Origin of the sequence: Mesorhizobium sp. M0518 (genome assembly GCF_040321125.1) — a bacterium.
GTDB lineage: Bacteria > Pseudomonadota > Alphaproteobacteria > Rhizobiales > Rhizobiaceae > Mesorhizobium.
On the sequence record NZ_JAMYQY010000018.1, the window covers coordinates 112,150 to 137,500 of the forward strand.

Annotated in this window: 22 protein-coding genes and 1 pseudogene; 17 read left to right on the top strand and 6 right to left on the bottom strand. The window is 63.8% G+C overall.

The genetic code is table 11. From position 1 onward, the window contains the following. Positions 1–36 precede the first annotated feature (36 nt). Both NKI66_RS24115 and NKI66_RS24120 read left to right on the top strand, forming a co-directional pair. A complete protein-coding gene (locus tag NKI66_RS24115; RefSeq protein WP_352753245.1) occupies positions 37–351 on the top strand; it encodes a hypothetical protein in 315 nt (104 codons plus the stop codon). 109 nt (positions 352–460) lie between these two features. Beyond that, positions 461–646 carry a Flp family type IVb pilin gene (locus NKI66_RS24120; RefSeq protein WP_352441702.1) on the top strand — a complete coding sequence of 62 codons (186 nt, stop codon included), beginning with the start codon at positions 461–463 and terminating at the stop codon, positions 644–646. A 28-nt stretch (positions 647–674) separates the two neighbouring features. Here the strand turns inward: NKI66_RS24120 and NKI66_RS24125 are convergent, their stop codons facing one another. Beyond that, a complete protein-coding gene (locus NKI66_RS24125; RefSeq protein ID WP_352753247.1) occupies positions 675–1,550 on the bottom strand; it encodes a class I SAM-dependent methyltransferase in 876 nt (291 codons plus the stop codon). Between the two features lie 65 nt (positions 1,551–1,615). Here NKI66_RS24125 and NKI66_RS24130 point away from each other — a divergent pair, with 65 nt between their 5' ends. Genes NKI66_RS24130 through NKI66_RS24145 form a run of 4 tightly spaced genes read left to right on the top strand, consistent with a single transcriptional unit; the run spans position 1,616 to position 4,012 of the window. Continuing rightward, positions 1,616–2,416, top strand: coding sequence for a ComF family protein (locus NKI66_RS24130; protein ID WP_352753249.1), 801 nt, complete (start codon positions 1,616–1,618; stop codon positions 2,414–2,416). 27 nt (positions 2,417–2,443) lie between these two features. Beyond that, positions 2,444–2,713: a glutaredoxin 3 gene (gene grxC / locus NKI66_RS24135; RefSeq protein WP_352554396.1), complete on the top strand. Its 270-nt coding sequence runs from the start codon at positions 2,444–2,446 to the stop codon at positions 2,711–2,713. Between the two features lie 10 nt (positions 2,714–2,723). Next, the gene (locus NKI66_RS24140; protein WP_352753251.1) at positions 2,724–3,590 is read left to right on the top strand and encodes a carbon-nitrogen hydrolase family protein; all 867 of its coding nucleotides are present in this window, start codon (positions 2,724–2,726) and stop codon (positions 3,588–3,590) included. Then, positions 3,587–4,012 (top strand): DUF1178 family protein, encoded by a 426-nt coding sequence (locus tag NKI66_RS24145; RefSeq protein ID WP_352753253.1) that lies wholly within the window; start codon positions 3,587–3,589, stop codon positions 4,010–4,012. The genes NKI66_RS24140 and NKI66_RS24145 overlap by 4 nt, the downstream gene beginning before the upstream one ends. 4 nt (positions 4,013–4,016) lie before the next feature. Here NKI66_RS24145 and NKI66_RS24150 read toward each other — a convergent pair whose 3' ends face one another. Beyond that, a complete protein-coding gene (locus tag NKI66_RS24150; protein ID WP_352753268.1) occupies positions 4,017–4,502 on the bottom strand; it encodes a MarR family winged helix-turn-helix transcriptional regulator in 486 nt (161 codons plus the stop codon). 96 nt (positions 4,503–4,598) lie between these two features. Here NKI66_RS24150 and NKI66_RS24155 point away from each other — a divergent pair, with 96 nt between their 5' ends. Beyond that, positions 4,599–5,525 (top strand): DMT family transporter, encoded by a 927-nt coding sequence (locus NKI66_RS24155; protein WP_352753255.1) that lies wholly within the window; start codon positions 4,599–4,601, stop codon positions 5,523–5,525. Here NKI66_RS24155 and NKI66_RS24160 read toward each other — a convergent pair. Then, a pseudogene (locus tag NKI66_RS24160) lies at positions 5,522–5,862 on the bottom strand (MmcQ/YjbR family DNA-binding protein). The gene NKI66_RS24155 and the pseudogene NKI66_RS24160 overlap by 4 nt on opposite strands. Before the next feature lie 26 nt (positions 5,863–5,888). Then, complete coding sequence (gene ubiG, locus NKI66_RS24165; RefSeq protein WP_023811162.1) at positions 5,889–6,638, bottom strand: bifunctional 2-polyprenyl-6-hydroxyphenol methylase/3-demethylubiquinol 3-O-methyltransferase UbiG; 750 nt, start codon at positions 6,636–6,638, stop codon at positions 5,889–5,891. A 279-nt stretch (positions 6,639–6,917) separates the two neighbouring features. Here ubiG and NKI66_RS24170 point away from each other — a divergent pair, with 279 nt between their 5' ends. Then, a complete protein-coding gene (locus tag NKI66_RS24170; RefSeq protein WP_352753257.1) occupies positions 6,918–7,490 on the top strand; it encodes a putative glycolipid-binding domain-containing protein in 573 nt (190 codons plus the stop codon). Positions 7,491–7,501: 11 nt separating this feature from the next. Here NKI66_RS24170 and NKI66_RS24175 read toward each other — a convergent pair whose 3' ends face one another. Further along, positions 7,502–9,358 carry a CHASE3 domain-containing protein gene (locus NKI66_RS24175; protein WP_352753259.1) on the bottom strand — a complete coding sequence of 619 codons (1,857 nt, stop codon included), beginning with the start codon at positions 9,356–9,358 and terminating at the stop codon, positions 7,502–7,504. Between the two features lie 256 nt (positions 9,359–9,614). Here NKI66_RS24175 and NKI66_RS24180 point away from each other — a divergent pair, with 256 nt between their 5' ends. From NKI66_RS24180 to NKI66_RS24220, 9 genes are all read left to right on the top strand, one after another. Continuing rightward, complete coding sequence (locus NKI66_RS24180; RefSeq protein WP_023811164.1) at positions 9,615–10,868, top strand: aspartate kinase; 1,254 nt, start codon at positions 9,615–9,617, stop codon at positions 10,866–10,868. Positions 10,869–10,951: 83 nt separating this feature from the next. Continuing rightward, complete coding sequence (ptsP, locus tag NKI66_RS24185; RefSeq protein ID WP_013529460.1) at positions 10,952–13,222, top strand: phosphoenolpyruvate--protein phosphotransferase; 2,271 nt, start codon at positions 10,952–10,954, stop codon at positions 13,220–13,222. A gap of 10 nt (positions 13,223–13,232) precedes the next feature. Continuing rightward, positions 13,233–14,312 (top strand): peptide chain release factor 1, encoded by a 1,080-nt coding sequence (prfA, locus tag NKI66_RS24190; protein ID WP_352675599.1) that lies wholly within the window; start codon positions 13,233–13,235, stop codon positions 14,310–14,312. Further along, positions 14,305–15,180, top strand: a complete 876-nt coding sequence (prmC, locus tag NKI66_RS24195) for a peptide chain release factor N(5)-glutamine methyltransferase (RefSeq protein ID WP_352753261.1) — start codon at positions 14,305–14,307, stop codon at positions 15,178–15,180. Before prfA ends, prmC begins: the two co-directional genes overlap by 8 nt. 303 nt (positions 15,181–15,483) lie before the next feature. Further along, on the top strand, positions 15,484–16,434 hold the full coding sequence (locus NKI66_RS24200; protein ID WP_352723280.1) for a DUF4167 domain-containing protein: 951 nt from the start codon (positions 15,484–15,486) through the stop codon (positions 16,432–16,434). 219 nt (positions 16,435–16,653) lie between these two features. Next, positions 16,654–19,260, top strand: a complete 2,607-nt coding sequence (gene clpB / locus NKI66_RS24205; RefSeq protein ID WP_352753263.1) for an ATP-dependent chaperone ClpB — start codon at positions 16,654–16,656, stop codon at positions 19,258–19,260. A gap of 116 nt (positions 19,261–19,376) precedes the next feature. After that, positions 19,377–19,742, top strand: a complete 366-nt coding sequence (locus NKI66_RS24210; RefSeq protein ID WP_128304548.1) for an MmcQ/YjbR family DNA-binding protein — start codon at positions 19,377–19,379, stop codon at positions 19,740–19,742. Positions 19,743–19,890: 148 nt separating this feature from the next. Next, a complete protein-coding gene (locus NKI66_RS24215; RefSeq protein ID WP_128304574.1) occupies positions 19,891–21,396 on the top strand; it encodes a L,D-transpeptidase family protein in 1,506 nt (501 codons plus the stop codon). A gap of 221 nt (positions 21,397–21,617) precedes the next feature. Then, positions 21,618–23,177 (top strand): MFS transporter, encoded by a 1,560-nt coding sequence (locus NKI66_RS24220; protein ID WP_352753266.1) that lies wholly within the window; start codon positions 21,618–21,620, stop codon positions 23,175–23,177. A gap of 6 nt (positions 23,178–23,183) precedes the next feature. On the opposite strand, the gene NKI66_RS24225 is transcribed toward NKI66_RS24220, so the two are convergent. Next, positions 23,184–25,151: a M23 family metallopeptidase gene (locus NKI66_RS24225; RefSeq protein WP_023811173.1), complete on the bottom strand. Its 1,968-nt coding sequence runs from the start codon at positions 25,149–25,151 to the stop codon at positions 23,184–23,186. Positions 25,152–25,351 lie beyond the last annotated feature (200 nt).

Here is a 25,351-nt window from a genome sequence, read left to right on the forward strand (position 1 = left end):
CGCGGCCGAGCCGTCGATTTGCCGGGGAGCGATAGCATGAACCTAGACAGGGATTGGGATTCGATCCGGCCCGAGCGCGGCTTTCGCGCCGCCGATGCGGGCATGGGCATATTGCGCATCACGCTGCTGTTCGGTTCGGCCGCGGTGGCGCTGGCGCTGATTGTAACCCCTTTCCTCGACAGCCAGACACGCTCGCTGTCGGCCCGTGATGGTTTCGGCGGGCTTGACATGGCGGCGACAGGCTCGATCGGCCATCGCGAAACCTACACGCTGCGCCGCAGCGTGCTGCAGCCGCAGCCGAGCTCGGTCTGCATCATCAGGTCCAATGGCAGGAGCAGCGGCGACTGCTGACATGGTTAAGAGATTTCGGAAAGGCGGCGGTTTCATCGCCTGTTAAGCCTTTGCCGTTAACCTTTCTTAACAGGTCGGCTGTAGGGTCCCGGACAGAGGGGTTGAGGCCATGAAAGCAGTCCTGCTGGGTTTTTTGAACGACGAGACCGGCGCCACGGCCGTCGAATATGGCGTGATCATCGCCGTGCTGTCGCTGGCCATCATCGGCGGTATCGGTGAGGTCCGTGACGGGATCGTCTGGCTGTTCAGCGACAACAACAGCAAGCTTGCGAACGCTTTCGCACCCACTCCCTGATCCAACTTTTCCGCGCCTGCGGGCAGGATCATTGCCCGTCGGGCGCCTCCAGGATTGTTTTCAGCGAGACCTTGGCCGACCCTGGCTTCAGCGGTTTTTGCTGCGATGCGTCGGGCGCCCAGCCGGACATCCAGACAATCGAGAAACTTGCCCTGACACGGCCATCGGGGTCGGAAAACCGCTCGGCGTAGATTTCCGCCGCGCGGGCAAACAGCTTGCGCGAGCCCGGCCGCCGGCTGCGATCGGTGAGCGCATTGGTTTCGCCCATGGCCCGCAGATCCGCCATCAGGTTGAACAGGCTGGCATAGCGCACGGTCACCGTCTCGACGTCGGCGACCGGCAGAGCGAGACCGGCGCGCTGCAGCAGCGCACCGGCGTCGCGCACGTCGGTGAACGGGACGACACGGGGGCTGGCGCCGCCGTAAAGCTCGGTCTCGGCCGAAAGCAGGCTTTCGCGCAGCTCGAAAAGCGTACCGGCGCCGGCAAAGGCGCCGAGGAAAAGCCCATCCGGCCGCAACGCACGCCGGATCTGGATCAGCATGCCGGGGATGTCGTTCATGGCCTGCAGCGACAGAAGCGACACCGCCAGATCGAGGCTTTCGGGTTCGAACGGCACGGTTTCGAGCGGTGCGATCAAGCCGGCGCCGCCACCGCTCAGGAAGGCCGTGTCCGCCTCGACGCGGACAATGTCGGCGACCTTGCTGCTTTCGGCGAGCGTTTCGGCCGCCGCCGGCGTCTGGCAAAACAGCACAGCCGCCTTGCCGAACCTGCGCTCGACGGCGCCCAGCCGGTCGGCAAGGTCCTCGGCCGTGCGGCGCATGAGGAAGTCCGCGCCGTCGACCGGATGGGCAAGGGCGCGCCGCTTGTGCGCCAGCCACAGAGAGGTATCCATTATCGGCTGCAACGGGCAGATCCTTTGTTTGTCCACGCTCCGAGATCGTTGATATAGTGGCGTGCAGGAGCAACCACGTGGCCGATCCGATGCCCAAGATCAAGTCCATCGGAATCACGAACCTGGCCCGGTCGGTTGTCAGCTGGCCGGCGCGGATGCTGTTTCCGCCGGTCTGCGCCGGTTGCCGCCGGCATGTCTCGCAGCCGGGCGTGCTGTGCGGCGCCTGCTGGCCGAAGCTTAGGCTGCTGGAGCGGCCATGGTGCGCGGTCATGGGCACGCCGTTCACCCACCATATGGGCGAAGGCTTTCTGTCGGCCGAGGCGATTGCCGATCCGCCGCCTTTCGAGCGGGCGCGGGCGGCGGTCGCCTATTCCGGCGTTGCCCGACAGATGGTGCAGGGGCTGAAATACCAGGATCGCACGGATCTGGCACCATGGATGGCGCGCTGGATGGTTCGCGCCGGTGCCGATCTCATCGCCGACGCGGACGTGGTGGTGCCGGTGCCGCTGCACTGGCGGCGCTTTTTCAGGCGGCGCTTCAACCAATCGGCGGAGTTGGCGAGGGCGGTCTCGGTACTCAGCGAATTGCCCTTCGCCCCCTCGGCGGTGCGGCGCGTGAAACTCACCCGCCAGCAGGTCGGGCTGGAGCGCGGGGAGCGCGAGGAAAATGTGCGGGCCGCCTTTCGGGTACCCGCCGAGGCGGAAATCGAGATCGCCGGCCGCAGGGTGCTTTTGATCGATGATGTCTACACCACCGGCGCCACGGTGCGTTCCGCCACCAAGGCGCTGAAAAGGGGAGGTGCGGCCGCCGTCGACGTGCTGACCTTTGCGCGTGTGTTGCCGGGGGACTTCCGGGCGGACGAGTCCGCGACTATATAAGTCGGCAACGAACAGCGGAAATTCGTCATGGCCGATGTCACGATCTACACCCGCATGATGTGCGGCTATTGCACGGCAGCCAAGCGGCTGCTCGAGCGCAAGGGCATAGCCTTTACCGAGCACGATGCCTCCTTCTCGCCGGAACTGCGCCAGGAGATGATCTCCCGGGCGCATGGCCGCACGACCTTTCCGCAGATTTTCATCGGCGATACGCATGTCGGCGGCTGTGACGATCTCCACGAGTTGGAGGCCGAAGGCCGGCTCGACAAACTGCTCGCTGACGGCGCGACGAATTGAGGGAATGACGATGGGTGTTTTCAAAGCCGCTGCGATCCAGATGCGTTCAGGCGAGAGCCCCGAGCGCAACGCCGTCGATCTCGAACGGCTGGTGCGTGAAGCAGCCAGCCTAGGTGCCACCTACATCCAGACGCCGGAAATGACCGGCGCGCTGATCCGCGACAAGGAAGCGCGCGCCGCATCGTTCATGTCGGAGGACAGGGACATCGTCGTCGCGACCGCGCGCAGGCTGGCCAGGGAGCTCGGCATGTTCCTGCATATCGGCTCGACCGCGATTTTGCGCGCCGACGGCAAGCTCGCCAACCGGGCGCTGCTGTTCGGGCCGGACGGCGCCACGCTCGCCACCTACGACAAGATCCACATGTTCGACGTCGATCTCGACAATGGCGAGAGCTGGCGCGAATCCGCCGCCTACGAACCGGGCACCGAGGCCGTCGTCACCGAGATCGAGGGTACAAAGCTCGGCTTCGCCGTTTGCTACGATCTGCGCTTTCCGCAGCTCTTCCGTGCCGAGGCACTGGCCGGCGCCGACCTGCTTTCCGTACCCGCCGCCTTCACCCGCCAGACCGGCGAGGCGCACTGGCACGTGCTGCTCAGGGCCCGCGCCATCGAGAACGGCGCCTATGTCGTCGCCGCCGCGCAAGGTGGGCTGCATGAGGATGGCCGCGAGACCTACGGTCATTCGCTGATCGTCGATCCGTGGGGCCGTATCATCGCGGAAGCCGCGCATGACGAGCCGGCGGTGATCGTCGCCGAAATCGACCCGGCGCAGTCGCTTGCGGCACGCAAGAAGATCCCCAATCTCAGAAATGCGCGGGATTTCGCCGTCAATGCCGGCTTGGGCGAGGCGCCGCGGCTCAGGGGTGCAGCCTCTTGATCCGTTTTGCTCTGATCTGCGAGCACGAGCACGAATTCGAAGGCTGGTTCCGCAGCAACGACGATTTCGACACCCAGAAGAAGCGCGGCTTTGTCGATTGCCCCACCTGCGGTTCGCACAAGGTGCAGAAAGCGCTGATGGCGCCGGCTGTCTCCACGGCGCGCAAGCAGGAAACCGTAGCGCTCGCCATGGGCGAGGCGCAGAAGCAGGCCCTGGCGCAGCTGAAGGCGATGGCCGAGAAGGTGCGCGAGAATGCCGACTATGTCGGCGACAAGTTCGCCGAGGAAGCGCGAAAGATCCATTTCGGCGAGAGCGACCCGCGCGGCATCTATGGCGAGGCGACGCTGGACGAGGCCAAGAGCCTGGCCGAGGACGGCGTCGAGTTCATGCCGATCCCGGTGTTTCCGGACGATCGCAATTGACCGGCTAGCTGACGCTGCCGATCAATTTCTCAAGCAGCCGAGAGAGCGTTTCGCGTTCCGCCTGCGTGAAGCCCGAAAGCACCGCGTGTTCGTTGGCCACGTGGGCGGTAACGGCCTCGTCGATCAGCGCCAGGCCTTTTTCGGTCAGCCGCACGACAATGCCGCGCCTATCGTTGGGATGAGGCCCGCGCAGGATCAATCCGGACGTCTCGAGCCGGTCGAGCCTGTTGGTCATGGCGCCCGACGTCACCATCGTCGCCTCATAGAGAGCGGTCGGCGTCAGCGCGTAAGGTAAGCCCGAGCGGCGCAGCGTTGCCAGCACATCGAATTCCCCGGACTGCAATTCATAACGGGCAAACAGCGGCGCGAGCCGTTCGCGGGCGATCAGCGAGGCGGCCTCGTTCAGCCGTCCGAGCACGGCCATCGGCGAGACGTCCAGATCGGGTCGCTCCCGCTTCCATTGCTCGATCGCTCTTGCTGCCCTGTCCAATTGTCTCACCATCATATATCTTGACGTTAAGAATCTTTCCATTATCTTATCGTAACGTACAATGCCGGCCAAGAGCCGCGCTACAGGATTCGGTCAATGAAACTTCTCTGGGATTCGGCGCTCGGCCTGCTGGTCGTCACTGGCGGCCTGCTCGGCCTGACGCTGCCCTTCGGCAAGCTCGCCACGGCTGCCGGCGTGCTGGCCATGGTCTGGGCCTTCGTCATCTCGCTCGGCGCCGGCGGGGTCTTGCTGTGCGTGCTCTTGGCTCGCGGCAAGCGGGTCCGGCTCACCGCGCACAAACTGCGCTATTTCTTCGTCACCGCCGCGGTGTCCTATGCTGTCCCCAACCTCCTGATGTTCTCGGCCATCCCGCATCTGGGCGCCGGCTACACCGGCATCATGTTCACCCTGTCGCCTGTCATCACACTGGTGTTCTCGATCCTGTTGCGTGTCCGGCGCCCCAACATGCTGGGCATTGTCGGCATCGCCGTCGGCTTCGTCGGCGCTGTCATGGTCGCGGTGACGCGCGGCGAGGCCGGCCAGCCGGCCGATTTGTTCTGGGTGGCGATGGGGTTGCTCATTCCGGTCAGCCTTGCCGTCGGCAACATCTACCGCACGGTCGACTGGCCGGACGGCACAGGCCCGATCGAGCTTGCCGTCGGCAGCCATCTGGCGTCAGCGGCGATGCTGCTTGCCGGCATTCTTCTCCTGTTCGGCGGCGAGGCTTTCGTGCCACTCGGCGGCGTGCCGCTGGTGGTGGTCGCGCAGGTCGCGTCGGCGTCGGCGATGTTCGCCTTCTTCTTCCGGTTGCAGGCGGTCGGCGGTCCGGTCTATCTCAGCCAGATCGGTTATGTGGCGGCGGCCGTCGGCCTGTTTGCCGGCACGATCTTCCTCGGCGAGCACTATCAACTGCTGACCTGGGCGGGTGCGGTCATCATCACCGCCGGCGTTTTCATCACCACCACGGCACAAAGCCAGAAGGGTCGAGTTCCTGCAGCCGGAACCGCCTTGCCGATCCGTTAGGCCTGGCTCGCGTCAAAGATTTTCCTGAGAGCCGGCGGGGCAACATTTCGCCATGACATCCGTATTGCGCTGCGAAATGTCTTTCATCGCATGCGTCAAGAATGATCGACGTCCAGCCCTTTCGTCCCCATCCACCAGGCACTGGCTTGAAAACCAGCGGTTCGGCTGCAGTCGTCATCTCTTGCTGGCCGATGTCGAGCTTTATGACGGCGCGATCGTTTTCGGGCAGCGACATGAAGATGCGATTGCGTACCCGGAAGTCGGCCTTGCCGAAATGCGATTTCTCGGCCGCTTCGGGAAGCTCAAGCGCCAATTGTCGGGCTCTCACACTGTCCACGGTCCGACAAATCTCCAGATCAGCCTTCAGACCGAGCCTTTTTCCGCCAGGACCATGTAGTTGACGTCCATGTCCTTCGACCGCGCCCAGCGGTCGGCCAGCGGGTTGTAGGTGACGCCGGTGCGGTCGATGATGGTCAGGCCGGCGCCGCCAAGCGCCTTTTCGAGCTCTTCCGGGCGCACCAGCTTGCCGAACTGGTGGGTGCCGCGCGGCAGCCAGCGCAGCACATATTCGGCCCCGATGATGGCTAAGCCCAGCGCCTTCAGCGTGCGGTTGATGGTGGCCACGAACATGATGCCGCCGGGCCGCACCATCTCGCCGCATTTGGCGACGAACAGGTCGATGTCGGCGACATGCTCGACCACTTCCATGTTGAGGATGACGTCGAATTTCTCGCCGGCGTCGGCAAGGTCCTCGGCCGTCGTGGCGCGATAGTCGACGCTGACATTGCCCTCGGCGGCGTGCAGCTTGGCCACTTCGATGTTGGTTTCGGAGGCATCTGCGCCCACAACCTCGGCGCCAAGCCGCGCCATCGGCTCGCACAGAAGTCCGCCGCCGCAGCCGATGTCGAGGATGCGCAGGCCCTCGAAAGGCCTTGCAGCGCGCGGGTCACGGCCGAAGCGCGTCGCTATCTGGTCGCGGATATAGGCCAGCCGGACCGGATTGAATTTGTGCAGGGGACGGAATTTGCCGTTCGGGTTCCACCATTCGGCGGCAAGGGCGGAAAAGCGTTCCACTTCTCCGGCATCGATCGTCGATCGTCGGGGCTCTGGCATCGGTTGGTCTCCTCGACACTACAGCGCCGCGCGTCCTCTTGGACGCGCAAAGGACGCTGTAGCACTTTAAATTCTGCGTATGATCCTTTCCGAAATCGACTTCGATTTCGGGGTCATGCGCTAGGAAGTCGGGCGTGAGGCCGCGAATGTCAAGGCAGCATTTTCCTCGGCCTGCCAGGCAACAGGCTCTGTCAGGGCATGTCACCTGTCACGCGCCTGCATCGAAACACAATTGATCCGCCGGGCGAAAAGGAGACAGGATTTGAATTGGAGGAAACCATGATGAAACAGGAAACGGCTTCGATCCTTTGGCACCGCCTCGACGTGGAGGGTCACGACGCCTGCCTGTTGTCACAGACCAATGTCGGGCACAGTCTCGAGGGACAGGCCATCTTCATCCAGGACGGCAAGCCGTGCTGCCTTGGCTATGAGGTGATCTGCGATGTCGGCTGGCGCACGCGTTCAGCGCGGATCGACGGCTTTCTCGGCACCCGCAAGCTGCATTATGCGATCGAACGCGATTCGGACGGCCAGTGGACGCTGAATGGCGAAGTCCAGCAGGGCGTCGACGGCCTTGTCGATGTCGATCTTGGCTTCACACCGGCATCGAACCTGCTGGCGATCCGCCGGTATGACCTCGGCATCGGCGAGGCGACGCCTGCTCCGGCCGCCTACCTGACTTTCCCTGAACTGAGCCTGGTGCGCCTCGATCAGACCTATCAGCGTCTCGACACGGTTCGCTACGCCTATGCCGCGCCGGTATTCGGCTATGACGAGACCCTCAACATCTCGCCGCACGGCTTCGTTGTCGACTATCCTGGCCTGTGGAGAAGCGCGGTTGCGTCAGACTGAAGCGATTGTGGTCAATCCGCTGCGCCCTGCGTCGTGCCGAGCACGTCACGCAGTTTCGCCGCCAGTTGCTCGATGGTGAAGGGCTTGGCGAGGAAATGCACGTCGTGGTCGAGCACGCCGTTGTGGACCACCGCGTTCCTGGTGAAGCCGGTGGTGAAGATCACCTTCAGCAGCGGCATGCGGGCAACGGCCTCTTCCGCCAGCTTGCGGCCGTTCATGACGGGCATGACGATGTCGGTGAACAGAAGGCCGACGTTCGGGCGCTCCGCCAGTTTCTGCAACGCTTCCTCGCCGCTCGCGGCATGAATGACGGTGTATCCGAGTTCGCGTATGGCCTCGGTGGTGGAGACCCTCACGCGGGCATCATCCTCGACGACAAGGATCGTTTCGGTGACCGGTGCGGCGGGGTTGTCGCCTCGCCCGGTGGGCACGGCCGGCTCATCGGCGCCGAAATACCGCGGCAAGTAGATCTTGATCGTCGTGCCTTCGCCGGGTTCGGAATAGATATTGACGTGGCCGCCCGACTGTTTGACGAAGCCGAACACCTGGCTCAATCCCAGGCCGGTGCCCTTGTTGACCGGCTTGGTGGTGAAGAAGGGTTCAAAGGCCTTGGCGATGACATCGGGGGTCATGCCCGAACCGGTGTCGCTGACGGCGATCATCACATACTGGCCGGCCGCGACTTCGGCATGGGCGGCGGCGTAGCTCTCATCGAGATGGCTGTTGGCGGTCTCGATGGTCAGCTTGCCATCATCGCCCATGGCGTCGCGCGCGTTGACGGCCAGGTTGAGAACGGCGTTCTCGATCTGGCTCGGGTCGGCATGGGTTTTCCACAAGCCTCCCGCCAGCACCGTTTCGATGCGGATGGTTTCGCCGAGTGCCCGACGGATCAGGTCGGACATGCCGGTCAGCAGACGGTTGGCGTCGACGATCTGCGGCGCCAGCGGCTGCTGGCGCGAGAAGGCGAGCAGCCGGGCCGTCAGATTGGCGGCACGGGTCGCGGCATCGATCGCCGCATCGACGAATTGTGCGATGTCGTGCTCGCCGCGCGCCAGCTTGCGCTGGGCGAGGTTCATGGCGCTGATGATCACCGCCAGCATGTTGTTGAAGTCGTGGGCGATGCCGCCTGTAAGCTGGCCGACAGCCTCCATCTTGTGCATCTGGCGGATCTGGGATTCGGCCTTTTCGCGTGTCTCGATCTCCTTGCCGAGGGCGACGTTCTTGCGCACCAACTCATCCTGGGCAACGGCAACCTCACGGAAGCGGCGGCGCGATTCCCTGATCGCGTAGCCGGCAAGCAGGAAGATCGCCAGCAGCGCCGCCACCGAACCGATGCGTAACCAGGCCTCGACCTGGTCGGTATGCGCATCGCGCGCGGCGACGGCTGCGGCGCTGATGCGTCGGACCGTATCCATGCTGGTCCGGATTTCCTCCATGACGGCCTTGCCCTGGCCGCTGCGAACCAGATCCAGCGCATTCGTCGCATTGCCCTGGTCGTACAGGGCAATCGTCTCGGCCAGTTCAGCCTGCTTTTGCGAAAGCGCGTCCTTCATATGGCTGATCTGCTGGACGAGCTGGTCGTCAGGGGCAGTCAAGCTGTCGATGCGGGCAAGTTGCCCCGGAATGGCGCCGACAGCGCGCTGATAGGGATCGAGATAGGATTTCTCGCCGGTCAGCAGATAGCCGCGTTGGCCGCTCTCTGCATCTTGCGCCAGCGAAAGCAGTCCCGAAAGCAATTGCTGATATTCGATTGCCTCGCGCGCGGCGGCGCGGTTGGCCCGCTGTTCCTCGACCAGCATGGCACGGCTGCCGACAATCAGCGCCAGCACGGCAAAGCCGGCGACAAGCGGGAGCGATTGCCATCGCATGGCGCGTCGAAGACGAGCAATCATCATCTGTTATGCCGAACCAAAAGAATTCCCCGCAGGCAGCATTTCGTAGGCGGCGGCGGGGCGGAAGGCAATATGCCGGCTTCCGGAGCCGCAATCGGCCGCCAGCCTTGCGAAACCTTCATCATTTGGCTAAGGAGGCCGCGCATTCAGCGGCCGGCGTCAGCCGGCCTTCCGCTTTTCGGGATTCCGGGTTTTGGCCGGGTCCGGCTTCAGGCAAAGGCATTTCGCTCCCATGGCGCGCATCGTGATGAAATTCGGCGGAACCTCGGTCGCCGACATCGCCCGCATCCGCAACGTGGCGCGTCACGTCAAACGCGAGGTCGACGCCGGCCATGAGGTGGCGGTGGTCGTTTCGGCGATGGCCGGGAAAACCAATGAACTGGTCGGCTGGACGCGTGAGGCCTCGCCGATGCACGACGCACGCGAATATGATGCGGTCGTCGCTTCCGGCGAGCAGGTCACGGCCGGCCTTCTAGCCATCACCTTGCAGAATATGGGCGTGCATGCCCGCTCCTGGCAGGGCTGGCAGATCCCGATCAAGACCGACAATGCGCATGGCGCGGCGCGCATCCTCGACATCGACGGCGCGTTCCTGATCAAGCGCTTCGGCGAGGGCCAGGTGGCGGTGATCGCCGGGTTCCAGGGCATCGGCCCGGACAATCGCATCGCCACGCTCGGCCGCGGCGGCTCCGACACCAGTGCTGTCGCCATCGCCGCGGCGGTCAAGGCCGACCGCTGCGACATCTACACCGACGTCGACGGGGTCTACACCACCGATCCGCGCATCGAGCCCAAGGCGCGGCGGCTGGCCAAGATATCGTTCGAGGAAATGCTTGAAATGGCTTCGCTCGGCGCCAAGGTTCTGCAGGTGCGTTCGGTCGAGCTTGCCATGGTGCACAGGGTGCGTACCTTCGTGCGGTCGTCCTTCGACGATCCCGACGCGCCCGGAATGGGGGATTTGCTCAATCCGCCCGGAACGCTCATTTGCGACGAGGAAGAGATCGTGGAACAGCAGGTCGTCACCGGAATTGCCTACGCCAAGGACGAGGCGCAGATTTCGCTGCGCCGGGTCGGCGACCGGCCGGGCGTTGCCGCCGGCATCTTCGGGCCGCTGGCCGAGGCCAACATCAATGTCGACATGATCGTCCAGAACATTTCCGAGGACGGCAAGTTCACCGACATGACCTTCACCGTGCCGTCGGGCGATGTCGACAAGGCGCTGGCCGTGCTTGAACGGCTGAAAGCCGAGATCGGCTACGACGTCGTGCAGTCGGAGGCCGGCATGTCGAAGGTTTCGGTCATCGGCATCGGCATGAGGAGCCATGCCGGCGTCGCCGCCACCGCTTTCAAGGCGCTGGCCGACAAATCGATCAACATCCGCGCCATCACGACCTCCGAGATCAAGATTTCGATCCTGATCGACGGTCCGTATACGGAACTTGCGGTTCGTACTTTGCATTCCGTCTACGGTCTGGATAAGCAGTAGCGAGAACGATTTGAGTTGTTGCGTGTGCGCCGGTCGCGGTGGAAACTGCGGCGGGCAGAATGCCCATTGGAGAACAAGCCGCGATGCGTGATCAGGCCAGTGGCCCGCGCGTTTTGCTCAAACGGCTCCGCGAGCTCATGCAGGAGCCGCTGGAGCCGCAGGAGCGGCTTGACCGGATTGTGCGCGACATCGCCTCCAACATGGTCGCGGAAGTCTGCTCGCTCTATGTGCTGCGCGCCGATTCAGTGCTCGAACTCTATGCCACCGAAGGTCTGAACCCGAACGCCGTCCACCTGGCGCAGTTGCGGCTGGGCCAAGGCCTGGTCGGCACGATCGCCGCCAGCGCGCGGCCGCTCAACCTGTCCAATGCGCAGGAACACCCTGCCTTCGCCTATCTGCCGGAGACGGGGGAAGAGATCTACAACTCGTTCCTCGGCGTGCCGGTGCTGCGGGCAGGGCGCACGCTGGGCGTGCTGGTGGTGCAAAACAAGACCATGCGCCACTACCGCGACGACGAAGTCGAGGCGCTGGAAACCACGGCGATGGTGATCGCCGAGATGATCGCCACCGGCGATCTGGCGCGGCTGACCCGGCCCGGCCTCGAACTCGATCTGCGCCGTCCTGTCAGCTTCACCGGCCTGTCCTTCAATGAGGGCGTCGGGCTTGGCCATGTGGTGCTGCACGAGCCGCGCATCGTCGTCACCAATCTGTTCAACGAAGACAGCGAGGAAGAGGTCCGCCGGCTCGAGACCTCACTCAGCTCGCTCAGGCTGTCCATCGACGACATGCTGGAACGCCGCGACGTCGCCTTCGAAGGCGAGCATCGCCAGGTGCTGGAAGCCTATCGCATGTTCGCCAACGATCGCGGCTGGGTGCGGCGGCTGGAAGAGGCCATCCGCAACGGCCTGACGGCCGAAGCGGCGGTGGAAAAGGTGCAGAGCGACATGCGCGCCCGCATGCTGCACATGACCGATCCCTATCTGCGCGAGCGGATGAGCGATTTCGACGACCTCGCCAACCGCCTGCTGCGCCAGCTGATGGGGCGCGGGCCGGAAGATGTCGCCGCATCGCTGCCGAAGGATGCCATCATCGTCGCCCGTTCGATGGGGGCCGCCGAGCTGCTCGATTATCCCCGCGACAAGATGCGCGGGCTGGTGCTCGAGGATGGTGCCGCGACCAGTCACGTCGTCATCGTCGCGCGTGCCATGGGCATCCCCGTCGCCGGCCAAATGAAGGGCGCCGTTTCCATGGCGGAAAACGGCGATGCCATCATCGTCGACGGCGAAGAGGGCGTGATCCATTTGCGGCCGCAGCCAGATCTCGAGGCCGCCTACGCCGAAAAGGTGCGTTTCAGGGCGCGCCGGCAAGAGGTCTACCGCGAGCTGCGCAAGAAGCCGTCGACGACCAGGGATGGGGTCCAGGTCGATTTGCTGATGAATGCCGGTCTTGCCGTCGACCTGCCGCAGCTTGCCGAAGCGGGTGCGGCCGGCATCGGCCTGTTCCGCACCGAACTTCAGTTCATGGTCGCCTCGACATTTCCCCGGGCCGAAGCCCAGGAAAAGCTCTACCGCGACGTGCTCGAGGCGGCGCGCGGCAAGCCGGTCACCTTCCGCACCATCGATATTGGCGGCGACAAGGTGCTGCCCTATTTCAAGGGCGCGATCCAGGAAGAGAACCCGGCGCTTGGCTGGCGGGCGATCCGCCTGACGCTTGACCGGCCAGGGTTGTTGCGCACCCAGATACGCGCTTTGCTCAAGGCCAGCGGCGGCCGCGAATTGAAGCTGATGCTGCCGATGGTGACCGAGTTGGGCGAGATCGCCCAGGCACGCGAGATCATCGACCGCGAGGTGCGGCACTTGTCGCGCTTTGCCCATCATTTGCCGACCAGCCTGAAGTTGGGCGCCATGTTGGAAGTGCCGTCGCTCCTGTTCCAGCTCGATGAATTGATGAAGGCGGTCGATTTCGTCTCGGTCGGTTCGAACGACCTGTTCCAGTTCGTCATGGCCGTTGACCGCGGCAACACGCAACTGGCCAACCGCTTCGACACGCTGTCGGCGCCGTTCCTGCGCGTGCTCAAGCAGATCGCCGATGCCGGCGTCCGCAACCATACGCCGGTGACGCTGTGCGGCGAACTCGCAGGCAAGCCGATCTCGGCGATGGCGCTGATCGGTCTCGGCTTCCGTTCGATCTCGATGTCGCCGGCCTCGATCGGTCCGGTCAAGGCGATGCTGACGGAACTGCCGCTGGACGAGTTGAAGGCGTTTTTCGACGACAATCTGATGGCTCCGGCACAGGGCTTGCCGATGCGGGCGCTGCTGCAGGCCTTTGCCGACGACCGTTCGATCCCGTTATAGCAGCTTCATCATGGTCAATTTGCCCCGCGATCGTATGGATCAAGTCGTCAAGCGTTTCGAGATGCTCGAAGCGCAGATGTCGGCCGGCCCGGCGCCGGATGCCTATGTGCGGATGGCGTCTGAATATGCGGAAATCCAAGACATGGTGGCCAAGGTCAGGGCGCTGCGCCTGGCCGAGCATGAGCAGGCCGACCTCGAAGCCATGCTTGCCGACAAGGGCACCGATGCCGAGATGCGGGCGCTCGCCGAGGCCGAGCTGCCGGAGGTCGAGGACCGTATCGAGGCGCTGCAGAAGGACATCCAGATCCTGCTGTTGCCCAGGGATGCCGCCGACGACAAGAACGCCATTCTCGAAATCCGCGCCGGCACCGGCGGTGACGAGGCCGCGCTGTTCGCCGGTGACCTGTTTCGCATGTATGAGCGCTACGCCGCCGAACGCGGCTGGCGTTTCGAGACCGCCTCGGCCAGCGATGGCGATGCCGGCGGCTACAAGGAAATCATCGCCACCGTGTCCGGCAAGGGCGTCTTTGCGCATCTGAAGTTCGAATCCGGCGTGCACCGGGTGCAGCGCGTGCCGGCAACCGAGGCGAGCGGGCGCATCCACACCTCGGCGGCAACCGTCGCGGTGCTGCCAGAAGCCGAAGAGGTCGACATCGACATCAGGGCCGAAGACATCCGCATCGACACGATGCGCGCCTCGGGTTCGGGCGGCCAGCACGTCAACACCACCGATTCGGCCGTCCGCATCACCCATCTGCCGACCGGCATCATGGTCGTGCAGGCGGAGAAATCGCAGCATCAGAACCGCGCCAAGGCCATGCAGATCCTGCGGGCCCGGCTCTATGATCTGGAGCGCGGCAAGGCTGACGAGGAGCGTTCCGAATCGCGCAAGTCGCAGGTCGGTTCCGGTGACCGCTCGGAACGCATCCGCACCTATAATTTCCCGCAAGGCCGCGTCACCGACCACCGCATCAATTTGACGCTGTACAAGCTCGACCGGGTAATGATGGGCGAACTCGATGAGATCATCAACGCGCTGATCGCCGATCACCAGTCGAAATTGCTCGCCGACATCGGCATCGATGACTGACCTGCCCGATGCACTCGGGCCGCTGCTGCGGGAAGCGCGGGCTCGGCTTGCCGCTGCCGCTATCGATGATCCGGCGCTCGATGCGAGGCTGATCGTCGAGCATTTTTCCGGCACCACGCGCACGCAAGCCATTGCGGACCCCGAACGCAGGCTCGGCGCCGGCGTTGTTGCCGAAATCGATGCCGCCTTGAGACGCCGCGCTGGCGGCGAACCGGTGCATCGCATCCTCGGCTATCGTGAATTCTACGGTTTGCGCCTGTCGCTGTCGCCGGAAACGCTGGAGCCGCGGCCGGATACCGAAACGCTGGTCGGGGCGATATTGCCCTTCGTCAAGGCAGTTGCGGCGCGGGAAGGCGAGTGCCGCATCCTCGATCTTGGCACCGGCACCGGCGCCATTGCGCTGGCGCTGCTCAGTGTCGTGCCGACGGCTAACGCCACGGGCGTCGATCTGTCCGCGGGTGCGCTGGCGACGGCGGCGCGCAATGCTGGGCAACTGGGTCTTGCAGGCCGGTTCACGGCGCTGCAGTCGGACTGGTTCGAAAAAGTTTCCGGCCGGTACCATGTAATTGTCGCAAACCCTCCCTATATAACCACGGAAGACATTGGAAATCTGCAGGACGAAGTCCGCAATTTCGACCCGCGCCTGGCCCTGGATGGCGGTGCGGACGGTCTGAACCCCTACAGAACCATCGCAGCGGAAGCGGCAAGGTTTTTGGAAACTGAAGGCAGGATTGCGGTCGAGATCGGCCATACGCAACGCAACGAGGTCTGCGAGATATTCGCTGCAGCCGGCTACGTGTCGGGCGGTGCTTTTCGTGACCTCGGTGGAAACGACAGGGTTGTTGTCTTTGAAAGGATAAAGCCTTGACGCAGTGCAAAAAAGCGCTTGGCAATGCCGGGGAATGCGGCTAGGGTCGCCTTAACCGGATGAGACGAAGCAGGCAGTGCTCTTAGCGATTCGGTTTTCCTTGGAAATAGCTGCCTTCTTGCGCAAACGATGCCCAAGCTTCGTGCGGGAATCGTCCGGCAAGTGATGTAACCGGAACAGGATGGCACGTGGCGCCAACGCAATCGATGCGGGCGAACGCCGGTGAAGAGACGAAACGGCTGGCTGCATGAGCGCCTCCGTTCGTGAAGAGTTTTTCGAAAATTTCAAAATGAAGAGAGTTTGATGAGGCCACAACAGCAGAACAGGCGCATGCGCGGTCGCAACAATAGTGGCGGCGGCGGTGGTAACAACAACAACAACAATAACAACAACAACCGCAAGGGGCCTAATCCCCTGACGCGCAACTACGAGAGTAATGGCCCGGATGTGAAGATCCGCGGTTCGGCTCAGCAGATCGCCGAAAAATACGCCACCCTTGCCCGCGATTCTCACAGCTCCGGCGACCGGGTCATGGCGGAGAACTATCTCCAGCACGCCGAGCACTACAATCGCATCATCGCGGCCGCACAGGCGCAGATGCCGATCCAGAACGCGCAGCAGAATCGCGACGATTTCGACGATGACGGCGACGAGGATCGCGACGATTTCGACAATGGCGGCAACAACAACAGCAACACTGTTTCCGACGTCCAGATCCCGGTGATCAACCATGGCGCCGGCCCGCAGCCGGTCATCGAAGGGACGCCTGCCGAGGTTGCGCTCAACCGGGAAGGTGGCCGCGAGGCCCGTGATAACAATGGCGGGCGCAACAATGGTGGCCGCGACAACAATGGCGGGCGCCATCGCGATCGTCGCCCCAATGGCGGTTATGGCCAGAACGGCCAGCGCGACTTTGGTTCACCCGTGGAACAAGGTGGTCAGCCTCAGGGCAACGAGACCCCGGTTCAGGGCGAAGCCGTTTCGCCGACCGAATCTGTAGCGCCGGCCGAACCGGCTCCGTCGTTCGAGAATCTTTCCCCAGCAGGTCTTGCCGCCCAGGCCGAACTCAACGAGGCGGCCGCCGAAAGCGGGGCTGCCCGTCGTCCGCGTCGTCCGCGCCGCCCGCGCGTCAACGCCGATCAGGTTGATGGCGGTAGTGACAATGCCAATTCCGTGGCCGATGCCGGCGAGGCGGCTGCGGCCCCGGTCGACAGCGGCAACGCCCAACCGGTCAACGTCGATACCGACAGCTGATCGAACGGCATTTCAAGGCATTGAACGGCGGAGAGAAATCTCCGCCGTTTTCGTTTGGGCGGCGGTGCAATATTATGAAGTTGCCGATATCGAGACGTCTTGAGGGTTCGGGACCTGTGCACCATATCAGCCTCAACTGGACCCGGCTCGAATGGGCGGGTCCGTCACCGCAATCGGATCCGGTGCCGCAAAGCGGGCCGGTGATGGAAGGAGACAGATATGAACCTCGAGAAATACTCAGAGCGTGTGCGCGGCTTTATCCAGTCCGCGCAGACTATGGCACTTTCCCGCAACCACCAGCAATTCACCCCTGAACATATCCTGAAAGTGCTCGTCGACGACGATGAGGGCCTGGCGGCGTCGCTGATCGAACGCGCCGGCGGCAACGTCCGCGACGTCAAGCTTGGCGTCGAGACGGCGCTCGAAGCGATGCCCAAGGTCGAGGGCGGCAATGGCCAGCTCTATTTGGCCCAGCCGCTGGCAAAAGTGTTTTCGACCGCCGAGGAACTGGCCAAGAAAGCCGGCGACAGCTTTGTCACGGTGGAGCGGCTCTTGCAGGCGCTCGCCATGGAGAAATCGGCCAAGACCGCCGACATACTGGCCAAGGCCGGCGTCACCGCGCAGGCGCTCAACCAGGTCATCAACGATGTCCGCAAGGGCCGCACCGCCGATTCGGCGAGTGCCGAACAGGGCTACGACGCGCTGAAGAAATACGCGCGCGACCTGACCGCGGATGCCCGTGCCGGCAAGCTGGACCCCGTGATCGGCCGTGACGACGAGATCCGCCGCACCATCCAGGTGCTGTCGCGCCGCACCAAGAACAATCCGGTGCTGATCGGCGAGCCGGGCGTCGGCAAGACGGCGATCGCCGAGGGCCTGGCGCTGCGCATCGTCAATGGCGACGTACCGGAATCGCTGAAGGACAAGCAACTGATGGCGCTCGACATGGGCGCGCTGATTGCCGGCGCCAAATATCGCGGCGAGTTTGAGGAGCGGCTGAAGGCCGTGCTCTCCGAAGTCACCTCGGCCAACGGCAACATCATCCTGTTCATCGACGAGATGCACACGCTGGTCGGCGCCGGCAAGGCGGATGGCGCCATGGATGCGTCGAACCTGTTGAAGCCGGCTTTGGCGCGCGGCGAGCTGCACTGCGTCGGCGCCACCACGCTCGATGAGTATCGCAAGCATGTCGAGAAGGATGCAGCGCTTGCCCGCCGCTTCCAGCCGGTGTTCGTCGACGAGCCGACGGTGGAGGACACCGTTTCGATCCTGCGCGGCCTGAAGGAAAAATACGAGCAGCACCACAAGGTGCGCATTTCGGATTCGGCGCTGGTGGCGGCGGCGACGCTGTCCAACCGCTACATCGCCGATCGCTTCCTGCCGGACAAGGCGATCGACCTGGTCGACGAAGCCGCATCGCGGCTGCGCATGCAGGTCGATTCCAAGCCCGAGGCGCTGGACGAGATCGATCGCCGCATCATGCAGCTCAAGATCGAGCGCGAGGCGCTGAAAGTCGAGACGGACGATGCTTCGAAGGACAGGCTCGCCCGCCTGGAAAAGGAACTCGTCGGCCTTGAGGAGGAATCGACCGAGATCACCGCCAAATGGCAGGCCGAGAAGCAGAAGCTCGGGCTTGCCGCCGATCTGAAGAAGCAGCTCGACGAGGCGCGCAACGACCTTGCCATTGCCCAGCGCAAGGGTGAATTCCAGCGCGCCGGCGAGCTTGCCTATGGCAAGATCCCGGAGCTGGAAAAGAAGCTGAAGGAGGCCGAGGCCCAGGACGGCAAGGTCGGCATGGTCGAAGAGGTGGTCACCCCCGACCACGTCGCCCATATCGTCTCGCGCTGGACCGGCATTCCGGTCGACAAGATGCTGCAGGGCGAGCGCGACAAGCTGCTGCGCATGGAGGACGAGATCGGCAAGCGCGTCGTCGGCCAGGGCGAGGCGGTGCAAGCTGTCTCGAAGGCTGTGCGGCGCGCCCGCGCGGGCTTGCAGGATCCGAACCGGCCGATCGGCTCGTTCATGTTCCTCGGGCCGACGGGTGTCGGCAAGACCGAGTTGACCAAGGCGCTGGCGAGCTTCCTGTTCGACGACGACAGCGCGATGGTGCGCATCGACATGTCGGAGTTCATGGAAAAGCACTCGGTCGCCCGGCTGATCGGCGCACCTCCCGGCTATGTCGGCTATGAGGAAGGCGGCGCGCTGACCGAAGCGGTGCGGCGCCGGCCTTATCAGGTCGTGCTGTTCGACGAGATCGAGAAGGCGCATCCCGATGTGTTCAACGTGCTGTTGCAGGTGCTCGACGATGGCCGCCTGACCGATGGCCAGGGCCGCACGGTCGACTTCCGCAACACGCTGATCATCATGACGTCGAACCTCGGCGCCGAATCTCTCGTCAATCTCGGCGAGGATCAGGACGTCGATCTGGTTCGCGACGAGGTGATGGGTGTCGTCAGGGCGTCGTTCCGGCCGGAGTTCCTCAACCGCGTCGACGAGGTGATCCTGTTCCACCGGCTGCGCCGGCAGGATATGGGCCGCATCGTCGAGATCCAGCTCAAGCGGCTGGAGAGCCTGCTTGTCGATCGCAAGATCACGCTGTCGCTGGACCAGGAGGCGGTCAATTGGCTGGCGGCCAAGGGCTACGACCCTGCCTATGGCGCGCGACCGCTGAAGCGAGTGATGCAGAAGGAGTTGCAGGATCCGCTGGCGGAGAAGATCCTGCTCGGCGACATTCTCGACGGCTCGACCGTCAAGGTGACAGCCGGTTCCGACCGGCTGAACTTCCGCTCGAAGCCGACGATTGTGGCGGCGGAAGTGGCAGCCTGATCCAAAGCCGCGCGTCCATCCCGGACGCGCGGCTTTTTAGGTTCTTTGTCATATGCATGTCGTTCTCCCAAAACCGGGGCCACTTTTGGGCGACATGCGCAAAAAAGCGGGCGCGGATGACACTGGACGATTACAACAGCTTCTGCGCCTCGCTGCCCGCGACGAGCCATGTCGTCCAGTGGGGCGGCGCCCATGTCTGGAAAATCGGGGCCAAGGTCTTCGCGATCGGCGGCTGGGACCAGGGCCAGCAGCTCTTCGTCACCTTCAAATGCTCCGATATCGCCTATGACGTGCTCAAGGAGCAGCCGGGCCTGCGGCCCGCGCCCTATCTTGCCTCGCGCGGCATGACATGGATCCAGCGTCGGACAAGCCAGAGCATGGATGATGCCGCGCTGAAGGACTATTTGCGCGAGAGCCATCGCCTTGTAGCCCTGAAACTGACCAGGCAGGCGCGCAAGGAATTGGGACTTGCCGCAAGCTAGTCTATATTCCTCGAGGCGCCGGAAAACCGCCATCTTCATGCCCGGTTCATGTTGGAACCATATGGTGGGTAACTGGTTTGCTGGCGAGGGGCTTCGCCAGAGAACAATGCCGGGCGGCGGCAATTACGGACCGGAGAGTTTCGCCACTATGCTGCGTACGATCTTCACCCTTTCGGTACTTGCCGGCGGGCTTTTGTCTGCCAATGCAATCGCTGCCCCAACGCAGGACAGCGCACCACCGATTGTCCGTGCCGCCGATACCGGGGGCATCCTTATCGCCCAGGACGGCAATCTCGACATCTACTACGACGCTAGAGGCAACCGCGTCATCGTCGATGCCGATACCGGCAAGGTCATCGCCATCCAGCCGCCGCAGACCCGGCTCGACCGTCGTGCCCTGCGCCGTGAGACACGACTGCGCGAATTGGGCCGCGCCCCCGACGGCGACGACCGCTACTATCTCGACGATCCGGAAGACATGGCGCGGTTCCGCCGCCAGCAGTTGGAAGAGGAAGGCCGCGTTATCCCGCCGCCGGCGGACGAGTACGATCCCTATGGGGACAATTCCGTCGAAGCCTATCCTCCCCCACCGCAGGACGATGGCAGCTACGACGACAATTATCCCGACGCGCCGCAGCCGGCGAAGCCGGGCACCATCAAGCGCCAGCCGCTGAACGAGGCCTCGATAGACCCTGCCCAGCCGGCGATACCCGCCGATCAGGCGGCTCTGCCACCAAAGGCTGGCGACAAGACCACTGTTGCCCCGGCACTTTCGCTGGGAGCGCGCCAGGATGTCGCCGCCCTTCAGGTGCTGCTCGACCGGGGTGGCGCTTCGCCTGGCGTCATCGACGGGCGTTTCGGTTCGAATGTCGACAAGGCGCTCGCTGCCTACAACCAGATCACCGGCGCCAATCTGCGATCGACCGACGCGGTCGCCATCCAGGCGGCACTTGCGCAATCCGGCGGCGATGCCTTCGCCAACTACACGATCACAGCGGAGGATGCGGCCGGTCCCTATGTCGCGTCGATCCCGGAAGACTACAGCCAGAAGGCGCAACTCGACCGCATGGGTTACACGTCGGTGACCGAGGCGCTCGCGGAGCGCTTCCACATGGACGAGAATTATCTCAAAGCGCTCAACCCGGACGTCGATTTCAATCGTCCCGGCACGACCATCAAGGTCGCCAATTTCGGAAAACTGGTTTCGACGCCGGTGGCCCGCATCGTCGCGGACAAGGACAAGAAAGAGGTTTTCGCCTATGATGCCGGCGGCAGACTGGTCGCGGCCTATCCCGCAACCATCGGCTCATCGGACACGCCGTCACCGTCCGGCATTCACACGGTGTCGCGCGTCGCGCTCGATCCGAACTACACCTACAATCCCAGCATCAATTTCAAGCAGGGCCAGAACGACAAGGTCCTGACCATTCCGCCGGGCCCGAACGGTCCCGTCGGCTCGGTCTGGATCGCCCTGGACAAGCCGACCTATGGCATCCACGGCACGCCGGATCCGTCGAAGATCGGCAAGACCGAAAGCCATGGCTGCGTACGCCTGACCAACTGGGATGCGCGGGAGTTGGCCAAGCTGGTTTCACCGGGTGTCACTGTGGAGTTTGTCGGCGGACCTTCAGCCGATAGCCTTGCGCAGCAGTGAACTGTGAAGTGCGGTGGCATAGACCAGATGCACGATCGGGATGAAACCGAGCTTTCAAGTGGTCGCCTCACCGAAATCCCCGCCGGCTGCGTGTAACGGGGCTGGCATGACTGTGCCATTTGCGCCCTGACAGGGTGCAACCCTGGCCAAACGGCTGGTTTCAGCGACAGCAAGCCACTGGATGGTTGTTGCCGGTGCGCTAGGGGTTTAAGCAAGATTTCATGCATTCACCGAGTAAAGCTGCCGCCGTCCCGCTGACCAGCCCGGTCAGGAATGGGACGTTCTGTCCGCAGTCGCAGCGGCGATTTGTGCTGATCGCGGCAATTCTGGCCTCGGCGCTTAGCTTCATAGACGGCTCGATCCTGGCCATCGCCACACCGGCGATCCGCGTCAATCTCGGCGCCAGCCTGGCCGAGGCGCAGTGGATTTCCAATGCCTATGCGTTGACGCTCTCGGCACTGATCCTGGCCGGGGGTGCCGCCGGCGACCGATTCGGCCTGCGCCGCGCCTTCGTGGCCGGCATTGCGCTGTTCATCGTCGCTTCGCTTGCCTGTGCGCTGGCGCCGAATGCCATTGTGCTGATCGCATTTCGTGCCGTCCAGGGCATTGGCGCAGCGATCATGGTGCCCGGCAGCCTCGCCATCATCGCCAAGGCCTACCCGAAGAAAGAACGCGGCCGCGCTATCGGCATCTGGGCGGCGGCTTCGGCGCTGACCACGGCACTTGGCCCGGTGCTCGGCGGCTTCGTGCTGTCGGCCTTCGGCGACGGCATCTGGCGGGCGATCTTCGCCATCAACCTGCCGCTCGGGCTTATTTCGATCTGGCTTCTGCTGGCCAAGGTTCCAGCCGATACGCCGACGGAGAAACGCAGCCTGGATCTCGGCGGTGCAGCGCTCGCGACATTGGCCTTCGGCGCGCTTGCCTATGGGCTGACCTCGATGAGCGCCAGCGGCGAGGGCCTCATGGCAGGGCCGAGCATTGCCGCAGGCGTCGTATTGCTGGCTGTCTTCATCATCTTCGAGCTTCGGCAGCGCGAGCCGATGATCGACCTCAGCCTGTTTCGCGTCGGTGCTTTCGCTGGCGCCAATGTGGCGACGTTCTTCCTCTATTTCGCGCTATCGGCCAACCTTTTCTATCTTCCGATGCTGCTGATCGCCGGCTGGGGACTGAGCACGGCCGAGGTCGGCTTCATCTTCCTGCCCTTGTCGGCAGCGATCGCGCTTTTGTCAGGACCTGTCGGCAAGCTGTCGGACCGGATCGGACCGCGTTTTCCGATCGCCTGCGGCAGCCTGGTCGTGGCTTTTGCGTTTGCCGGGCTGGCCTTGCTCACCTACGCCGGTATCCATAATTTCTGGACCGGAACATTCCCGCTGATGGGGCTGATGGGGCTCGGCATGGCTCTGGTCGTATCGCCTTTGTCGACCGCGATCATGACGGCGGTGGAAGACAAGGACACGGGGGCGGCCTCCGGCATCAACAATGCCGTCTCACGCATCGGCGGTTTGATCGCGGTGGCGGCGATGGGCTCGCTTGCCGCATGGGTTTACGCGAATGCGCTGGACGCGAGCGCAACGCCGGGCATCCCAGGATTTGGTGAACCGGCGCCAGCCGGGCTTGGGCCGGCCATCGATGCGGCGAGGCTCGCCGCCAGCGACGCCGCTTTTGCCGCGGTCTCTTCGGTGACCGCGCTGCTTTGCCTGTTTGCGGCTGTCATCGCCTGGACGACCATTCCCGGTGAGCGATTGCCATGGTCGCGACAGGCCGAAGATCAGCAAGGCTGAAGCGGGTCAACCGTCGATCTTGGCGCTCGCAACCTTCAGCGAATCGCTGTCTTCCTGCTTCAGCAGTTCGTCGATGCGCTCGCGCTCGCGCTTGAAGGCAACGAGGTCATCGCCCTTCAGCACCTTGCCGACCGGCAGGCGGACACGCATCGGATCAACCTTGGTGCCGTTGACGATCAGCTCGTAGTGAAGATGCGGGCCGGTGGCGAGGCCGGTCTGGCCGAGAAAGCCGATGGTCTGGCCCTGGCGGACGTGCACGCCCGGTTCGATGCCTTTGGCAAAGGCGCTCTGGTGATTGTAGGACGTTTCGTAGCCATTGGCGTGGCGGATGATGATCTGCTTGCCGTAACCGCCCGCCCAGCCGACCTTCTCGACCGTGCCGTTGCCGGCGGCGATGATCGGCGTGCCGATGGGGGCTGCCCAGTCGACGCCGGTGTGCATGCGGACATAGCCGAGGATGGGATGCCTGCGGGCGCCGAAACCGGAGCGGAATTTCCCGGCGGGCAGGGGATTGCGCAACAGGAACTGCTCGGCGCTCGAACCGTCCTCATCGAAATAGTCGGTGCCGCCGTCCTGCATCTGGAAGCGGTAGAAGTTGCGGGTCTGGCCGCCGAACGTCGCCGAGACGTAAAGAAGCTCGGAGTTGTCCGAGGTCTGGTCGTCGCCGTCGGGCTGCGAGAACAGGACTTCGATGCGGTCGGCGGGGCTGAGGCGGGACTGGAAGTCGACGTCGGACGCCAGCAGCTTGATCAACCGCTGCGTCATCGCCTTGGACATGCCGTAGGAATAGGCAGCGCGGTAGATGCCGTCATAGACGTTGGGCAGGTTGCCGCGCACCACGACCGGCGCCGACGAATCATCGAAGGCTGTCAGCAATTCGGGGTTCGGATCCGGTTCCTGCGCCGGCACATACTGGCCGCGATCGTTGAGCGCGATGGTGACGATGTGCTGGGTCCGGTCATAGACGCTGGTGCGCACGACCTTGGCGGCATCGCCGTGAACCTCGAGGCCGACACGCAGTACGGTTCCAGCCTTGAGCGCCGTCGCATTGAGCAACTTGGCGATGGCTTCGGCCATTCCGGTGGCATCTTCACCTGTGTAGCCCGAATCGGCAAAAGCCTCGGTGACGTCGAGATCCTTGGTGAAGGGGATGATTTCCTCGGCAAAAGCCGGCGCCTGGTCGTCAACGGTGGCTCGCGGCGCCACCGAGACATTTTCCGGCACGATCTTGACGTCGTAGGAGCCGGCCATGCTCTCGGCAAAAGCTTCGCCGAATCGCTGCGGGTCGACATAGTGGAGCGAAGCGACCTGCACGGCGCCGTCGCTGAGGTCGGTGCCGGCTTCGCGCACCACCTTTTCCACCTCGTCGGCGGAGAGGTCGCTCTTTTCGTCGAAGGAAGCGGTGTCGATCGGAAAATCGACGGTCTTCAGGCTCATCTCGCTTTCGACCTTGGCGCCGTAGATCTGGCCGGAAGCGGCAGAGGCCGTCGCCGGCTGGGCATTGTCGTCGCTGTCGTCGCCGAACACCTGCATCGGGTCGAAGGGTGGGTAGGCGCGGCTGGTGGTGTGGCCGGCGGCAAGGGCCATCTTGATCTGCACGAAAGGCATGGTGTGGATGACATCGCGGTCGCCGACCTTGGTGACCATCGACACTTCCATGCGACGGCGGTCCTTGGCCTTTGCGATTTGACGCGGCGCCACCAGCCTGGTGGTCTTGGCGACTTCGCCGGAATCCCCGTTGCCGGCAAGGCTGATCAACTCGGCGATCTCGGGTGGGGTGGCCAGCTGCTGGCGGCCGTCAAGGGCGGCGAACAGCGCCACGCCCATCAGCACGCTCGAGGTCACGCCAGTGAGAAATGTTCCCGACAGCCAGCGTGCAGAAACCTCGCGCCGGTCGGGCGGGCCGCTGCGGCCATCCGCGATAAGCGGCGGCTCGTTGCCGAGTTCGGCTATGACATCTTCCGTGTCTGGCATCCAGAAAGGCTGCTTCTTCCCCGGGCGGAACGGCTTGTCGCTTTTGTTGTGGCCGTGACATTTGCCTGTCATGGCAGGTGAAGTCAACGAAGCGCCAGGCTCCGAACGAATTGCCCCCAAGCACTTCTCTTGTAGAGCGCTCTACCAGGCGGGGCGGTGTACCTTCTCTGCAAGGCCCATCGCACACTCCTATATAGGAG

Bases quoted from the DNA above. Each gene is read 5' to 3' on its own strand.
- NKI66_RS24115 (WP_352753245.1), top strand. From the start codon at position 37: ATGAACCTAGACAGGGATTGGGATTCGATCCGGCCCGAGCGCGGCTTT.
- NKI66_RS24120 (WP_352441702.1), top strand. From the start codon at position 461: ATGAAAGCAGTCCTGCTGGGTTTTTTGAACGACGAGACCGGCGCCACG.
- grxC (WP_352554396.1), top strand. From the start codon at position 2,444: ATGGCCGATGTCACGATCTACACCCGCATGATGTGCGGCTATTGCACG.
- NKI66_RS24140 (WP_352753251.1), top strand. From the start codon at position 2,724: ATGGGTGTTTTCAAAGCCGCTGCGATCCAGATGCGTTCAGGCGAGAGC.
- NKI66_RS24155 (WP_352753255.1), top strand. From the start codon at position 4,599: ATGAAACTTCTCTGGGATTCGGCGCTCGGCCTGCTGGTCGTCACTGGC.
- ubiG (WP_023811162.1), bottom strand. From the start codon at position 6,638: ATGCCAGAGCCCCGACGATCGACGATCGATGCCGGAGAAGTGGAACGC.
- NKI66_RS24170 (WP_352753257.1), top strand. From the start codon at position 6,918: ATGATGAAACAGGAAACGGCTTCGATCCTTTGGCACCGCCTCGACGTG.
- NKI66_RS24175 (WP_352753259.1), bottom strand. From the start codon at position 9,358: ATGCGATGGCAATCGCTCCCGCTTGTCGCCGGCTTTGCCGTGCTGGCG.
- NKI66_RS24180 (WP_023811164.1), top strand. From the start codon at position 9,615: ATGGCGCGCATCGTGATGAAATTCGGCGGAACCTCGGTCGCCGACATC.
- ptsP (WP_013529460.1), top strand. From the start codon at position 10,952: ATGCGTGATCAGGCCAGTGGCCCGCGCGTTTTGCTCAAACGGCTCCGC.
- prfA (WP_352675599.1), top strand. From the start codon at position 13,233: ATGGTCAATTTGCCCCGCGATCGTATGGATCAAGTCGTCAAGCGTTTC.
- prmC (WP_352753261.1), top strand. From the start codon at position 14,305: ATGACTGACCTGCCCGATGCACTCGGGCCGCTGCTGCGGGAAGCGCGG.
- NKI66_RS24200 (WP_352723280.1), top strand. From the start codon at position 15,484: ATGAGGCCACAACAGCAGAACAGGCGCATGCGCGGTCGCAACAATAGT.
- clpB (WP_352753263.1), top strand. From the start codon at position 16,654: ATGAACCTCGAGAAATACTCAGAGCGTGTGCGCGGCTTTATCCAGTCC.
- NKI66_RS24210 (WP_128304548.1), top strand. From the start codon at position 19,377: ATGACACTGGACGATTACAACAGCTTCTGCGCCTCGCTGCCCGCGACG.
- NKI66_RS24215 (WP_128304574.1), top strand. From the start codon at position 19,891: ATGCTGCGTACGATCTTCACCCTTTCGGTACTTGCCGGCGGGCTTTTG.
- NKI66_RS24220 (WP_352753266.1), top strand. From the start codon at position 21,618: ATGCATTCACCGAGTAAAGCTGCCGCCGTCCCGCTGACCAGCCCGGTC.
- NKI66_RS24225 (WP_023811173.1), bottom strand. From the start codon at position 25,151: ATGCCAGACACGGAAGATGTCATAGCCGAACTCGGCAACGAGCCGCCG.